This is a genomic window from Sagittula sp. (assembly GCF_052825245.1).
In genome coordinates, this window is the sequence record NZ_JBRBWD010000032.1 from 495,629 (window position 1) to 507,758 (window position 12,130).

Sequence of the window (12,130 nt, forward strand, 5' to 3'; positions counted from 1 at the left end):
GTGTCCCGGGAACATGGTTCCGCGAAGAATGCTTGTCAGGCGCTTCTGAACATCTTCGACTCCGCCGACGTGAAGGACATCTTGCCCATCAGCGTGACGGTCCACACCAGCAACGGCAGCGATACGATGCCGCCGATCGGACCCCAGAGCCACAGCCCGAAGAGGATCGACAGGAACACGACAAGCGGGTTGAGCCGCAGTTGCTGGCCGACCAGGGACGGCGTGACGAACTGCGCTTCGATCATGTTCAGGCCCAGGTAGGCCAGCGGCGGCAGCAGGATCGAGGCGCCGGAAAAGTTCATGACACCCGCGACCAGCAGCGAGGCCAGCAGCACGATGGGTCCGAGGTAGAGCACGAAGTTCAGGAGGAACGCCGCGCCGCCCCAAAGCATCGCGTTCGGAAGTCCGATCAGCATCATCGCACCGAACACCGCCAGCCCGAGACCGGCGTTGATCGCCGTCACCGTGATGAAATAGTGCGACACGGCCTTGTCGGCCTGCTTCAGCTTGCCCGCCTGCCGGGGGAAGACATTGTAAATGTCCTCTCCGGTCAGCACGAAGAAGAACAACGTGCCGAGGAAGATCAGCGACTGCGCGGCAAAGTTGGGCGCCATCCACAGTGCATCCACCAGGCTGGGCATGGCCTGCTTGACCGCTTCCTCGCCGCCTTCGGACAGGGTTTCCTCGATCTCGCGGCCGATGCTGTCGACGCCGCGCACAAGGCGGATCGCCTCGTCCATCCATTCGCGGATCTCGCGCTGGATCTTCGGCATCTGCTCGGCCAGCCCCGACAGGACGGGACCGAGCGCCGAGATCAGCAGGACAAGAAGCACGACCGCGATGACCAGCGCCAGCGCCGCGCTGAGCGAGCGCGGCACGCCGAAACGGCTGAGCCGGTTGACGACCGGGGCAAGCACGACGCCCACCACCAGGCCAAGGGCCACGGGTGCGGCGAAGTCGCTCGCCAGCCTGAGACCGGCGATGAGTGCCACGGTTGCCATGATCGCCAGAGCGGTGACGACCACCTTGGTCTGAGTGTAGGACCAGGTGGTTTCCATGTTCAAATGCGCTCCGGGGGTGAGGGATGATGGGGGGCCGGGTCCCGGGGGAACCGGTTTTCGTCTGGTGAAACGGCTTCGGCCACATTGGGCTCGTCCACGCGTGCAGGCATGTCTTCGGGCGCCTCGGGGTCTTCTTCGCCCTCGTGCTCCTGACCGGACATGAAATAGCTTAGCGCGGCGCTGAGGCCGGCAACCGCCACGGCAGAGACCAGCGGATGATGCTTCGGGAACCCTGCCAGTTTGCGGGCCGTGCTCGGCTTTGGGCGGGACGCCTCGATCTCTTCCTGAAGGGCGATGGCGTCCAGCCGCTTGGCGACGACGCGGCGGCGCGCCTGAGGGTCGAGGTGGTCGAGCCCGTCGTACAGCGACAGGCGCAGATACTCGGCGCTGACACCGCCGGGGATATCGTCCTCATCCTTGCCCTTGTCCTTGCCGCTGGGCATCAGCGTATAGGCCAGCCCCGCCCCAATCAGCGCGGCGGCCCAAGGATGACGCTTCGCCGTCTCCAGCGCGCCGGCCGCGGCACCTGCCCCCTCGTCAGAGGTCAAGATGCCGTCGGGGCCGGTCAGGCTCGGCAGTTTGGCGGATTCACGAAGACCGTTCATCGCGTCGGCGAGGTTGGCGCGGTGCTGAGCGGCCTCCCGTTCCAGCTCTTCAATCCGTCGGCGCATTGCGGAACTCCCCTGCCGCGTCGAGATCGGCGCGGATGTTGTTGAGTGTGCGCGTCGGCACGATGGAACCGGGATTGACCCGACGCTTGCCGACAAGCCCGACGATGACGGCGAGGATCAGCAGCACGAGGCCCACGGCCAGCACGGACCACAGCAGCGGAACGCCCGCCTCGTAGAGCGCGATGGTCGCCGCCGCCGCAAGGGTCATGAATGCGACAAGGGCAAGGATCGCGGCCACCACGAGGAAGCCGATCCCTGATCCCATTTTGCTGACGTTGTGACTGATTTCCGCCTTCGCGAGCTGCGCTTCCACATGGATCAGGGCGCGTATTTCGTGCAGCGCCGCAGAAATGTAGGACGGGATCTGGCCAATTCCGGTTTCCCGTTCGCTCATTGAACAGCTCCGGTCATTCGTGTCGAGGCCTGGGGCGTGATCTGGCAGGCACCCTGCGCGGCATTCAATGCCGGATGATTGGAAACGCGGGTCCGGATGTCCGACAGCCCGGGTTCATACCTGCGTCCGGGCAAGTGCGTTGCACCGGCAGATCTGCCGGGCGCTGCCCGCGGACGAAGCTGTTTTGGCCGTGATGACATCGTGTCCCCTGAAATTCTCTTATTGATATGGAAGATAAGGTTGCGGCGGGCACGTTTCGGCGTGCCCGCTGCGCAAGTTGCGTCAGCGACGCGACTTGAGGATCATGCCCAGCACAAGGCCGACACCGGCCGCACCCAGAAGGGCGGTGGTGGGGTTGCTGCGGACGTAGGCTTCGATCTGACCGTGGCGCTCGGCAAGTGCGAGGCGGCCCTCGGCAACAGCCTGACGGCCACGCTCCTGCGCGGTCTCGTAGGCGTGGCGACCCTCGGCGCGGGCGCGATCATATGCGTCGGACGCGGTGTCGCGTGCCTCTGCATAGGCTTCCTCGACAGAAGCACGTGCGTGACGCGCTGCGTCCTTTGCGTGCTGCTGGGCCTTGTCGAATTCCTTCTCCTTGGCCGAGCCGTTCGGGAGATCGGACGAAACAGTATGCGGTGCTGTATTAGCCATGGTTGAAGCTCCTTTCGCCGTACAAACGTGCAGAACGATGGAAGGTTCCTGACTCTATTTGCGGAACCTTCCCGGTTGACAGGGGTTTGATAGGCAGAACCAAGCACATCAAAGGAGTATCAAAATGCTGTACTGGGCTCTGCTCTTTTTTGTTGTTGCGATCATCGCCGGCGTCTTTGGTTTCGGTGGCATCGCATCGGCGTCCGCCGGGATCGCACAGGTCCTTTTCGTCATCTTCCTGATCCTGTTCGTGGTGGCAATGGTCGCCCGGGCGCTTCGCGGCCGCACGCCGTAACAGAGCATTGAATTTATTAATGACAACAACCAGCCCGGGCACGTCCCGGGCTGGTTTCTTTTGTCGCGCGCATCATATATCGTTTTCCAGCAATTGCGCAGCCTCAAGCGCAAGCAAACCTCCGCCTGTATCCCTTTGCACCCCTCATGCCGCTCCAAATCGATTTGTGCATGGTCGGAAATTTGTTAGAGGGGTCCGATGTATTTTCTGCCCGAAGGTCGCGCCACCGAATGGACACCAAAGTAAATTCCGACGTTTCCAGTGCCGTCTCGACGAACGCGTCGACCCACTCTGACCGGCTCTCCGATTCGCGGCGGCTGGATGCGCTGGCGATGACCGATGTCATGTCCCCGGATACCGACGAGGCGCACGAGCGCTGCGTGCGCCTGGCCAGCCGCATCCTGAAGGCCCCGGTCAGCCTCGTGTCCTACGTCGACAGCGAACGCCAGTTCTTCAAGGCGCAATGCGGCCTCAGCGGCCCTTTCGCCGAAGAGCGCGGCACACCCCTGACCCATTCGTTCTGCCAGTACGTCGTGACCTCCGACCAACCGCTGGTGGTCCGCGACAGCCGCGAGGATCCCATTCTCTCCCATAACGCGGCGGTGGAGGATCTGGGCGTGGTCGCCTACCTCGGGGTGCCGGTGCATGCGCCCTCGGGCGAGGTTCTGGGATCGTTCTGCGTCATCGACACCGTGCCGCGCGAATGGACCGCCGAGGACCTCGCCGCTCTCGAAGACCTGGTCGCGATGCTAGAGGCGGAACTCACGCTTCGTCAGGGCGCGCATGAACGCGAGATCCTGCTGCAGGAAATGAGCCACCGCATCAAGAACCTGTTCTCTCTGGTGTCGAGCATGGTGCGGCTGGAACGGCGGCGCTGGGACACGCCGCGCGAACTGGCCGACAGCATAATCGCCCGCGTCGACGCCCTGAGCGTCGCGCATGACATGATCGTGCCCGTGGTCGAGGCCACGAAAACCGGCGACGGGGAGCGCGCGAATTTCGGAGAGCTGCTGTCAAAGGTTCTGGCACCCCATACCTCCGAGGCGCGAATTACCCTCACCGGCGATGCGACCACCATCGGCCCGAAGGCCGTCACCTACGTCACGCTCGCGGTGCATGAGCTTGCGACCAATGCGGCGAAGTACGGCGCGCTGTCAGTGGATGACGGGCGTCTGGATCTGCGCTGGCTTGCGGACGACAAGAATCTGGTGCTTGACTGGCTGGAAACCGGCCACGTCTGGACCGAGGCCGCGCTTGGCGGCGGCGGGTTCGGGTCGCAACTGCTGAAGATCTCGATCGAAGGGCAGCTGAACGGCACGCTCACGACCGAGGTGGCCGACGACAAGTTCACGCACAGGATGACCCTGCCGCTCGAACGATTGGAATTCTGAAGGATGTGTGCGCGACAGGCACGGCCCATGACCGTGCCTGTCCGGCAGGCCGTTTCAGACCCGCAGCGTTTCCGTCGACGAGAAGAACATCGCCTGGCTCACCGCCGAGCGGACCTGTTCTTCCGTGTAGGGCTTTGCGATCAGGAACGCCGGCTCCGGGCTTTCGCCGGTGAGCAGACGCTCCGGGAAAGCGGTGATGAAGATCACCGGGATCGAGGCGTTCTCGCCAAGGATCTTGTTGACCGCGTCGATGCCGCTGGACAGGTCGGCCAGCTGGATATCCGACAGGATCAGGTCCGGCTGCTCTTCGCCGAACAGCTTGAGGGCTTCGGTCTCGGTCTTGGCGATGCCGGTGACCTGGTGGCCCATGTCGCCCACGATGCTTTCGAGGTCCATGGCGATGATCGCCTCGTCCTCGATGATCATGATCTTGCCGGAAACCGACTTCGCCATCTCGGTGTAGGCGATGTCGACCAGTTCCTTCGCCTCTTCCGGCGAGGTGTTGAGAACCTCACCGACTTCGACGAAGTCCATTTCCTCTATGGTGTGCAGCAGCAGAGCCTCGCGCGTGTCGCGCGTCAGCCTCGACAGGTGCTTCTGCGCCTTCGCGGCAAGGCCGGAATCTCCGTCGGACAGCGCGCCGCCGGTGCTGTTCCAGATCGTCTGGAACACCTTGAACAGCGCCACCTTCGGCGAGATCGAACGGTCAAAGCCATCGAAGTCGCTCAGGATCGCCTCAAGAGTGGCAGCCGCGTAATTGTCCCCCTGTTCCTGAGAACCGGTCAGCGCCCGGGCGTAGCGGCGCAGGTAGGGAAGGTTGCTGCCGATCACACTCGTCAGGTCCGAAGGTTGCGAAGTGGTCATCGTCCGATATTCCATCCATTTTTTTTCGTCATCCTGGGAACCAAACGCCGCAAACCGGGTTACGTTCCTGCCATCGACAAAAAAACTGTGTACGCACGCCGACATGAATCAGGAACGGAAAACTTCAAGAGTGCAGCGAGAAATTGATGAAAACCTGAAGCGGGCATACGGAGATATGACCAAGGAAGAGGTGCCCGATCGGTTCACCGACCTCCTTGCGAAGCTCCGTGCGGCGGAGTCTTCCGACACGCCCGCTGGAAAAAGAGGTGACAATGCGCAGTCGTGACCCCCGCGACGAGCTTGTCGAGCATCTCGGAGCTATGCGCGCCTTCGCGATGAGTCTTACCGGAAACTCGGCTCTTGCCGATGACATGGTGCAGGACTCACTCGTAAAGGCGTGGAGCAAGATCGAGACATTCGAGCGCGGCACAAACCTGCGTGCCTGGCTCTTCACCATTTTGCGGAACACGTACTATTCCCACCATCGCAAGGCGCGCCGCGAGGTCAGCGACCCGGATGGCGTGTTCGCCGCAAATCTGGCCCAGAAGCCGGATCACGACGGTCGCCTGCAGATGCGCGACTTCAATACTGCCTTCGCCCTTCTGTCCGACGAACAAAGAGAAGCTCTTGTCCTTGTCGGCGCGGAAGGTTTTTCCTACGAGGAGGCTGCCGAGACCTGTGGCGTCGCTGTCGGCACGGTCAAGAGCCGGGTCAACAGGGCGCGTGCAAGACTGGCCGAGCTCATGGGGCTTGGTGACGAAGAAAATCTGGAGCTGACAGACAGCGTCACGACGGGGATCGTTTCGTCGCAACCCCACGCGGTTTGAAAAGCAACGCAAGGAGCTGCTTTTGGGCATGTTCAAGGCATGGTCGAGGAGCCTCGGCGCGCGCATAGCGTTTCTGATGTCCCTGGCCATGCTGCCGCTGGGGCTCATCTCTGTATACCAAACGCATGTCGTGGTGGAAGAAGCGCAGGCACTGACCCGCGCCGCTCTCCTGTCCGAGACCGTGGCCGCAGCCACCGGAGAACGCGAACTGATCCAGCAGGCGCTGGGTGCAGCGCAGGGCCTTGCCTCCGCGGTGCCGCTTGTCGATTCCCGGGAATGCCAGCGTATCCTGGCCGACTTCATCGACTCCCAGCCGCTCTATATCTTTGCCGCCTACGTTCAGAAGTCGGGCCTCATGGACTGCAGCTCCAGCGGCGAGGTGCGCGATTTCTCCGGCACCTCGACGCTCGAAGGCCTCAGTGGTCCGGCCGTGCGGATGCGCCGCTCGGGTGCCGTCACGAAGCAATCGGTGGTCCTTGCCTCGCATCCGGTCATGGAAGGCGAGATTGAACTCGGCTGGCTGACCATCTCCATCCCGCACTCGGTCGCCAACGCGCTGATGGAGAACACCCTGCCCAACCAGGAACTGAAGCTCGCCTCTATCAACCTCGACGGCGACGTCATTTCCTCGACGAGCGGCGTCGACGCCGCGCCCGGGTTCCTGCCCCGCGACATCCCCCTGAGCGGTCTTCACGACCGGGTCGGCCTTGCGTTCCGCGCCCCTTCCGGCAGCGGCGAAGAACGGTTCTTTGCCGTGGCGCCGATGATCGACGACACGCTCGTCCTTGTGGGAAGCTGGCCCGTTTCGGTGGCAGAGGCCACTGGCAACGGGCCGCGTGCGCTGACCGCAATCATCTTCCCTGCCCTGATGTGGGTGACCGGCATCATCGTTGCGTTCTACGGCCTGCAACGCATGGTCGTCCGCCACATCCGGCAGCTCCGTTCCGCCATGCGCAAGTTCGCGCTCGGCGAGCGGCGCGACAGTTATTTGGAATTGGCGAACCCTCCGGAGGAACTCGAAGAGGCCCAACGTGCGTTTAACCGCATGGCATTGATTATCTCAGAAGCCGAACTGCGGCAGGAACGCGATCTACGGGACAAGGAAGTCCTGTTGAAAGAGGTGCACCACAGGGTGAAGAACAATCTTCAGCTCATCGCCTCGATCATGAACATGCAGTCGCGCAGCGCGCGCTCTGCAGAGGCACGGCACATGCTGGCCGGGCTGCAGCGGCGTGTGCGCGGGCTCGCGATGCTGCACCGTACGCTTTACACCACGCCCGACATGACCACCGTCGACTCAGGCGACCTGATCCGCACGGTCGTGGAGGACGTCTCGTCCCTGTCGCAGGACGGCCAGATCGACCTGCGCGTCGAGATCGAGAACTTCCCGCTGTTCCCCGACCAGGCGGTGCCGCTGTCCATGCTGGTGACCGAGGCGCTGACCAACGCGTACAAGTACGTCGGCACCAGCACCGACGGGAACAAGGAGATCCTGATCTCCCTCACCGAAACGGACGGCAAGGTTCGCCTGAAGATCGAAAACTCGGTCCCCGAAGACACCGATCCGGACGTCATCGCCGAGGAACAGAACGACGGTCTCGGCAACCGTCTGATGACGGCCTTCATCCGCCAGCTGAACGGCGAACTCGACAAGATCCAGAAACCGGGTCATTTCGGGATGCACATCACCTTTATCCGGCGCGACTTCACTCCGCAAAAACGAGCCGGCGATGCAGCCTGAATCCACGCCGGACTTCAACGTCCTCGTCACGGCGGACGAGGCGTGGCCCGTTTTCGAACGCGCTGTTCTTGCGGCCAAGACGGACATCGTCGCGGGCTTCAGGATCTTCGACATGTGCACCAAGCTGCGCAGCCCGGAGGCGCGCGAGATCGGCGACGACTGGTTCGACCTGCTCGCGCACGCCGTGCGCAGGGGTGTGTCGCTGCGGCTGGTCATCAGCGACTTCGACGCAGACATGGCAACGCCCCTGCACGAACTGGCATGGCGCACGGTCCGCCAGGGCAAGGCACTGGAGGAGATCGCGGACGCGCCGATGGGACGGGTGACCGTTCGCGCGGCGCTGCATCCCGCCCAGCCGGGGCTGATCCCGTGGCTGGCCTTCCTGCCTGCCGTTCTGCCCCACCGCCTGCGGGCACTGAAACAGATCCGGGGCATACGCCGCCGGCGTCAGGCCGTGGGCCTCGACAAGGGCAGCCTACCCGAGATGCACACCGTTTCGCACCACCAGAAGCTGGCGGTGATCGACGGCGAGGTCCTCTATGTCGGGGGCCTCGACCTGAACGAGCGGCGCTACGATTCACTGGAACACGATCAGGATGCCTCGCAGACCTGGTCGGACGTGCAACTGGTGCTCCGCGGTCCCGAGGCCGCCGAGGCCCGGCAACACCTGATGGAGTTCGAGGACGTCTGCGCCGGCAAGGCCGAGCCCTCTCACCTGCCGCTGCTGAAACGCACCATGTCTGCGCCCCGCCGGTTCCAGATGCCCTTCCTGTCGCCGCGCACCGTGCTGTCGGAGATCGAGGAGGCGCATCTTGCCGCCTTCCGCAACGCCCGGCACCTCGTCTATCTCGAAACGCAGTTCCTGCGTTCGGGCGTCATATCCGATGCGCTCGCCGCCGCTGCCGTGCAGAACAAGGACCTGACCTCTGTCGTGGTGCTGCCGGGATTGCCGGAGGAGGTCGCCTTCGACGATCACGACGGGCTCGATGCACGGTTTGGCATGGCCCTGCAACGGCAGGCGGTCAAGGAACTGGTCGAAGCCTTCGGCAAGCGCATCACCTTCGCCGTTCCCGTGCGCCCGGTCATGGCCGACCGGGAAGAGCGCGACACGCTCGCCGGGTCGCCGCTGATCCATGTGCACAACAAGGTTCTCGTGCGCGACGACGATTACGGCATCGTCGGCTCCGCCAACCTCAACGGCCGGTCCATGCGCTGGGACACCGAAGTCGCAGTGGAAACCACGCTGCCGGACCGTGTCGCCATGCTGCGCCGCAAGCTGATCGACCACTGGTGGTGGTGCGACCTGCCCGACGAGGCGCGTGCCCCCGAGACCCTGCAGGACTGGTGGCGGGCCGAGATTGCCCGCAACGCTGTCCGCATGCCCGAACATCGCACCGGGTTCCTTGTCCCCTACGACGCGGACAACGAAAAAGAGCTCGAATGGCAGCTTCCGGGTGTCACCGAGAACATAGTGTGACTGTTCGACTCGCGTTCGGGTTCTTTTGCCCTATCCTTAAACGGGTTGCAGGAAAATCCAACGCGCGGAGAGCCACATGAACCGAGGCCGATCGGCACGCCGACCGAGTCAGATTCCCCTCGGGGGTCTTCTTGATGTAGGCGTCCGCGTCTGGCGGGTACAGAACGACGACAACCTCGGTCTTCTGGCTGCGGGCATCGCCTTCTACGCACTCCTGTCGCTTTTCCCGGGCATCACCGCGGCGGTTGCGCTGGCCGGGCTGTTCACCGACCCCAACTTCATGGTCGATACCTCCGATGCCCTTGCGGATGTCGTGCCCTCGGCCGCCGAGGAAATCATGCTCGGCCAGTTGCGCGAGGTCGTCACCGCCAGCAGCAGCAGCCTGGGTTGGGCGGTCCTCTTTTCCATCGGCCTTGCGCTCTTTTCCGCCTCGCGGGCGACGCAGAACTTCATCATCGGGCTGAACGTCATCTATGGCGAAAAGGAACGGCGCGGGTTCTTCAAGCTGCGGGCCCTGAACGTCGCGCTCACGCTCGGGCTGATCGTCTGGCTGGTGGTCGCCATCGGCATCGTCGCGGCCCTGCCCGCCGCCGCGGCCTTCATATCGGACCGGACCTGGGTCACGGACGTCATCCTCTACCTGCGCTGGCCCGTGCTGTTCATCGTGGGTGCCTTCGGGATCGCCTTCGTGTTCCGCGTCGGCCCGTCGCGCCGCTACGCACGCTGGCGCTGGCTGACACCGGGCGCCCTTCTGGCCTGCGCGCTTTGGGTGATCGGCAGCATCGGGTTCAGCCGCTACGTCGCCTCGTTCGGTGCCTACAACGAGACCTTCGGCGCGCTCGGCGGTGTCATCGTGCTGCTGACCTGGCTCTGGCTGTCTGCCTATATCGTCCTGCTGGGCGCCGCGGTCGACGCTGAGCTGGAGGCGCAGACCCGCCACGACACCACCGTCGGGCCCGACCGGCCCATGGGCCAGCGCGGCGCGGTCAAGGCGGATACCATCGGTCCCGCACGAGGCGAACCCCAACGCATCCCCAACATGCGCTGACTGTGTCGCATTGCCCGTGGCCTTCGGATCGTGACGTGGCGAAAAAACTCCGACGCATCGACTTTGCGGGAACCTTTCAGGTCGCAGCCGAGTTCTCCCCTCAGAACATAGAAAGAAGCATCTTTCTGATATCTAAGGAGAAAAATCATGCGTACCGGAGCAATTCTTGCCGCAGTCGTTGCTGTCATCGCAATCGCCTTCGGCATCTACATGATCGACGTCGACCAGACCCAGGAAGCAAAGCTGCCTGAAGTTTCCGTGGAAGGTGGTCAGATGCCCGAATTCGACGCCGAAGTCGGCGATGTCGACGTGACCGAAGAAGAAGTCACGGTCACCGTCCCGAAGGTGGAAGTGAACCCGCCGGAAGACGAAGTCGCCGAGAACGACTAACTCTGGCGTCTTCACCGAAGAATTTCAACGATCAGGAGGCGAACATGGATCGCGATCGTATCGAAGGCAAATGGACTGAAATCAAGGGCATGATCCGCGAGAAGTACGGCGAGATCACCGACGACGAACTCGAGCAGGCACGCGGCGACCGCGAACAGCTCGAAGGCCAGCTTCAGCAGAAGTATGGCAAGTCGAAGGACGACGCCCGTCGCATCGTCGACGAGATGCTCGCAAGCTGATAGCCCCGGAATCGGGTGCCGGGCTTAATTACCTCGGGCACGGCATCCTACAAAGCCGCCGGACGCAAAAACGTCCGGCGGCTTTTCCTTTGCGGTTTCCACGCCTGCAAAGGGCATCGACAGCCGGATACAGGTGTATGTTTCAGGCCACGCGGCGTTCCCCATAACCGTGGCTCCGCTTCGCACCCCGGTCCGGCCATCTACGACGCCCCCTTTCCCGACAGCCAGTTCGAAAAGACGCGCATGGCAGGTGACACGCGCCTGTCGGACGGCCACGCCAGGAAATAGCGCCCTGCCGAAACGGTCACCCCGAACGGCTGCGCTAGGCGGCCCTGCGCGATGTGGCTTTCGAACATCGTCACCGGCAGCAGCGCGGCGCCGGCGCCCGACGCGGCAAGCTCGGCCAGCGCAACGGAGCTGTCGAAAACCGGCCCGGTGACCGGCGGACAGGGCGTGCCCGCCGCCTCGAACCATCCGGGCCACTCCGCGCTGCGGTAACTGCGCAAGAGCGTCACCTGTCCGAGGTCGGTCGGATGCAGCAGGCGTGAGACCAGAGACGGCGCGCAAAGGGGCGTCAGCGGCGCATCCATCAGCGGGATCGCATCGTGACCCGTCCAGCCGCCATTGCCAAAGCGGATCGCCATGTCGAGCCCTTCGCGCAGGATCTCCACCCGGTTGTTGTTGGTCGAAATCCGCAGGTCGATCTCAGGGTACGCGCGGCGGAACTGCTCCAACCGTGGCATCAGCCAGCCAAGCGCGAAGGTCGTGTTCACCCCCACCTTCAGCACCTCGATGTCGCGTCGGTTGCCCAGCCGGTCGAGCACGCGTGCCATGGCATCGAACCCGTGTTCGAGCACCGGGAACAGCAGGCAGCCCTCGTCGGTCGGCACCAGCCCCTGCGAAGTACGCAGGAACAGCGTCGCGCCCAGCAGATCCTCGAGCCGCGCGATCTGGTGACTCACCGCGGCCTGCGTGACGCGCAGCTCGATCGCGGCCTTGGTAAAGCTGCCTTGACGCATCGCGACCTCGAACACGCGCAGAGCGTTGAGCGGCAGGTCTGGGCGATCCACGGCAATACCTC

General features: G+C 63.6%; 15 protein-coding genes. 9 read left to right on the forward strand and 6 right to left on the reverse strand.

Features of this window, described 5'->3' with window-relative positions; translation table 11 throughout:
- Positions 1-35: 35 nt before the first annotated feature.
- The 4 genes from ACU0DV_RS13420 to ACU0DV_RS13435 all read right to left on the reverse strand — a co-directional run bounded on the left by ACU0DV_RS13420 (position 36) and on the right by ACU0DV_RS13435 (position 2,777).
- Positions 36-1,058, reverse strand: a complete 1,023-nt coding sequence (locus ACU0DV_RS13420; protein ID WP_100928570.1) for an AI-2E family transporter — start codon at positions 1,056-1,058, stop codon at positions 36-38.
- Between the two features lie 2 nt (positions 1,059-1,060).
- Positions 1,061-1,732 carry a hypothetical protein gene (locus tag ACU0DV_RS13425; protein WP_446241610.1) on the reverse strand — a complete coding sequence of 224 codons (672 nt, stop codon included), beginning with the start codon at positions 1,730-1,732 and terminating at the stop codon, positions 1,061-1,063.
- Complete coding sequence (locus tag ACU0DV_RS13430) at positions 1,716-2,126, reverse strand: phage holin family protein (RefSeq protein WP_100928572.1); 411 nt, start codon at positions 2,124-2,126, stop codon at positions 1,716-1,718. Before ACU0DV_RS13430 ends, ACU0DV_RS13425 begins: the two co-directional genes overlap by 17 nt.
- Positions 2,127-2,408: 282 nt before the next feature.
- Positions 2,409-2,777: a DUF883 family protein gene (locus ACU0DV_RS13435; protein WP_100928573.1), complete on the reverse strand. Its 369-nt coding sequence runs from the start codon at positions 2,775-2,777 to the stop codon at positions 2,409-2,411.
- Positions 2,778-2,901: 124 nt separating this feature from the next.
- On the opposite strand from ACU0DV_RS13435, the gene ACU0DV_RS13440 reads away from it, so the two are divergent.
- Positions 2,902-3,072, forward strand: coding sequence for a DUF1328 domain-containing protein (locus tag ACU0DV_RS13440; protein WP_005858327.1), 171 nt, complete (start codon positions 2,902-2,904; stop codon positions 3,070-3,072).
- 230 nt (positions 3,073-3,302) lie between these two features.
- On the forward strand, positions 3,303-4,463 hold the full coding sequence (locus tag ACU0DV_RS13445; RefSeq protein ID WP_446241611.1) for a GAF domain-containing protein: 1,161 nt from the start codon (positions 3,303-3,305) through the stop codon (positions 4,461-4,463).
- A gap of 54 nt (positions 4,464-4,517) precedes the next feature.
- On the opposite strand, the gene ACU0DV_RS13450 is transcribed toward ACU0DV_RS13445, so the two are convergent.
- Positions 4,518-5,327 carry a response regulator gene (locus tag ACU0DV_RS13450; protein WP_100930907.1) on the reverse strand — a complete coding sequence of 270 codons (810 nt, stop codon included), beginning with the start codon at positions 5,325-5,327 and terminating at the stop codon, positions 4,518-4,520.
- 103 nt (positions 5,328-5,430) lie between these two features.
- On the opposite strand from ACU0DV_RS13450, the gene ACU0DV_RS13455 reads away from it, so the two are divergent.
- From ACU0DV_RS13455 to ACU0DV_RS13485, 7 genes are all read left to right on the forward strand, one after another.
- Positions 5,431-5,613 (forward strand): NepR family anti-sigma factor, encoded by a 183-nt coding sequence (locus tag ACU0DV_RS13455; RefSeq protein ID WP_100928575.1) that lies wholly within the window; start codon positions 5,431-5,433, stop codon positions 5,611-5,613.
- A complete protein-coding gene (locus ACU0DV_RS13460) occupies positions 5,600-6,154 on the forward strand; it encodes an RNA polymerase sigma factor (protein WP_446241612.1) in 555 nt (184 codons plus the stop codon). The genes ACU0DV_RS13455 and ACU0DV_RS13460 overlap by 14 nt, the downstream gene beginning before the upstream one ends.
- 28 nt (positions 6,155-6,182) lie before the next feature.
- Positions 6,183-7,895: a sensor histidine kinase gene (locus ACU0DV_RS13465; protein ID WP_283981594.1), complete on the forward strand. Its 1,713-nt coding sequence runs from the start codon at positions 6,183-6,185 to the stop codon at positions 7,893-7,895.
- Positions 7,885-9,372 (forward strand): phospholipase D family protein, encoded by a 1,488-nt coding sequence (locus ACU0DV_RS13470; RefSeq protein ID WP_100928578.1) that lies wholly within the window; start codon positions 7,885-7,887, stop codon positions 9,370-9,372. The genes ACU0DV_RS13465 and ACU0DV_RS13470 overlap by 11 nt, the downstream gene beginning before the upstream one ends.
- Positions 9,373-9,448: 76 nt before the next feature.
- Positions 9,449-10,420 (forward strand): YihY/virulence factor BrkB family protein, encoded by a 972-nt coding sequence (locus ACU0DV_RS13475; protein WP_446241613.1) that lies wholly within the window; start codon positions 9,449-9,451, stop codon positions 10,418-10,420.
- Positions 10,421-10,567: 147 nt separating this feature from the next.
- The gene (locus tag ACU0DV_RS13480; RefSeq protein WP_100928580.1) at positions 10,568-10,810 is read left to right on the forward strand and encodes a hypothetical protein; all 243 of its coding nucleotides are present in this window, start codon (positions 10,568-10,570) and stop codon (positions 10,808-10,810) included.
- A gap of 44 nt (positions 10,811-10,854) precedes the next feature.
- The gene (locus ACU0DV_RS13485) at positions 10,855-11,049 is read left to right on the forward strand and encodes a CsbD family protein (RefSeq protein ID WP_100928581.1); all 195 of its coding nucleotides are present in this window, start codon (positions 10,855-10,857) and stop codon (positions 11,047-11,049) included.
- 200 nt (positions 11,050-11,249) lie between these two features.
- Here the strand turns inward: ACU0DV_RS13485 and ACU0DV_RS13490 are convergent, their stop codons facing one another.
- On the reverse strand, positions 11,250-12,119 hold the full coding sequence (locus ACU0DV_RS13490) for a LysR family transcriptional regulator (RefSeq protein ID WP_100928582.1): 870 nt from the start codon (positions 12,117-12,119) through the stop codon (positions 11,250-11,252).
- Positions 12,120-12,130: the final 11 nt, after the last annotated feature.

Bases quoted from the DNA above. Each gene is read 5' to 3' on its own strand.
- ACU0DV_RS13475 (WP_446241613.1), top strand. From the start codon at position 9,449: ATGAACCGAGGCCGATCGGCACGCCGACCGAGTCAGATTCCCCTCGGG.
- ACU0DV_RS13430 (WP_100928572.1), bottom strand. From the start codon at position 2,126: ATGAGCGAACGGGAAACCGGAATTGGCCAGATCCCGTCCTACATTTCT.
- ACU0DV_RS13460 (WP_446241612.1), top strand. From the start codon at position 5,600: ATGCGCAGTCGTGACCCCCGCGACGAGCTTGTCGAGCATCTCGGAGCT.
- ACU0DV_RS13445 (WP_446241611.1), top strand. From the start codon at position 3,303: ATGGACACCAAAGTAAATTCCGACGTTTCCAGTGCCGTCTCGACGAAC.
- ACU0DV_RS13435 (WP_100928573.1), bottom strand. From the start codon at position 2,777: ATGGCTAATACAGCACCGCATACTGTTTCGTCCGATCTCCCGAACGGC.
- ACU0DV_RS13440 (WP_005858327.1), top strand. From the start codon at position 2,902: ATGCTGTACTGGGCTCTGCTCTTTTTTGTTGTTGCGATCATCGCCGGC.
- ACU0DV_RS13470 (WP_100928578.1), top strand. From the start codon at position 7,885: ATGCAGCCTGAATCCACGCCGGACTTCAACGTCCTCGTCACGGCGGAC.
- ACU0DV_RS13420 (WP_100928570.1), bottom strand. From the start codon at position 1,058: ATGGAAACCACCTGGTCCTACACTCAGACCAAGGTGGTCGTCACCGCT.
- ACU0DV_RS13480 (WP_100928580.1), top strand. From the start codon at position 10,568: ATGCGTACCGGAGCAATTCTTGCCGCAGTCGTTGCTGTCATCGCAATC.
- ACU0DV_RS13485 (WP_100928581.1), top strand. From the start codon at position 10,855: ATGGATCGCGATCGTATCGAAGGCAAATGGACTGAAATCAAGGGCATG.
- ACU0DV_RS13425 (WP_446241610.1), bottom strand. From the start codon at position 1,732: ATGCGCCGACGGATTGAAGAGCTGGAACGGGAGGCCGCTCAGCACCGC.
- ACU0DV_RS13455 (WP_100928575.1), top strand. From the start codon at position 5,431: ATGAATCAGGAACGGAAAACTTCAAGAGTGCAGCGAGAAATTGATGAA.
- ACU0DV_RS13465 (WP_283981594.1), top strand. From the start codon at position 6,183: ATGTTCAAGGCATGGTCGAGGAGCCTCGGCGCGCGCATAGCGTTTCTG.
- ACU0DV_RS13450 (WP_100930907.1), bottom strand. From the start codon at position 5,327: ATGACCACTTCGCAACCTTCGGACCTGACGAGTGTGATCGGCAGCAAC.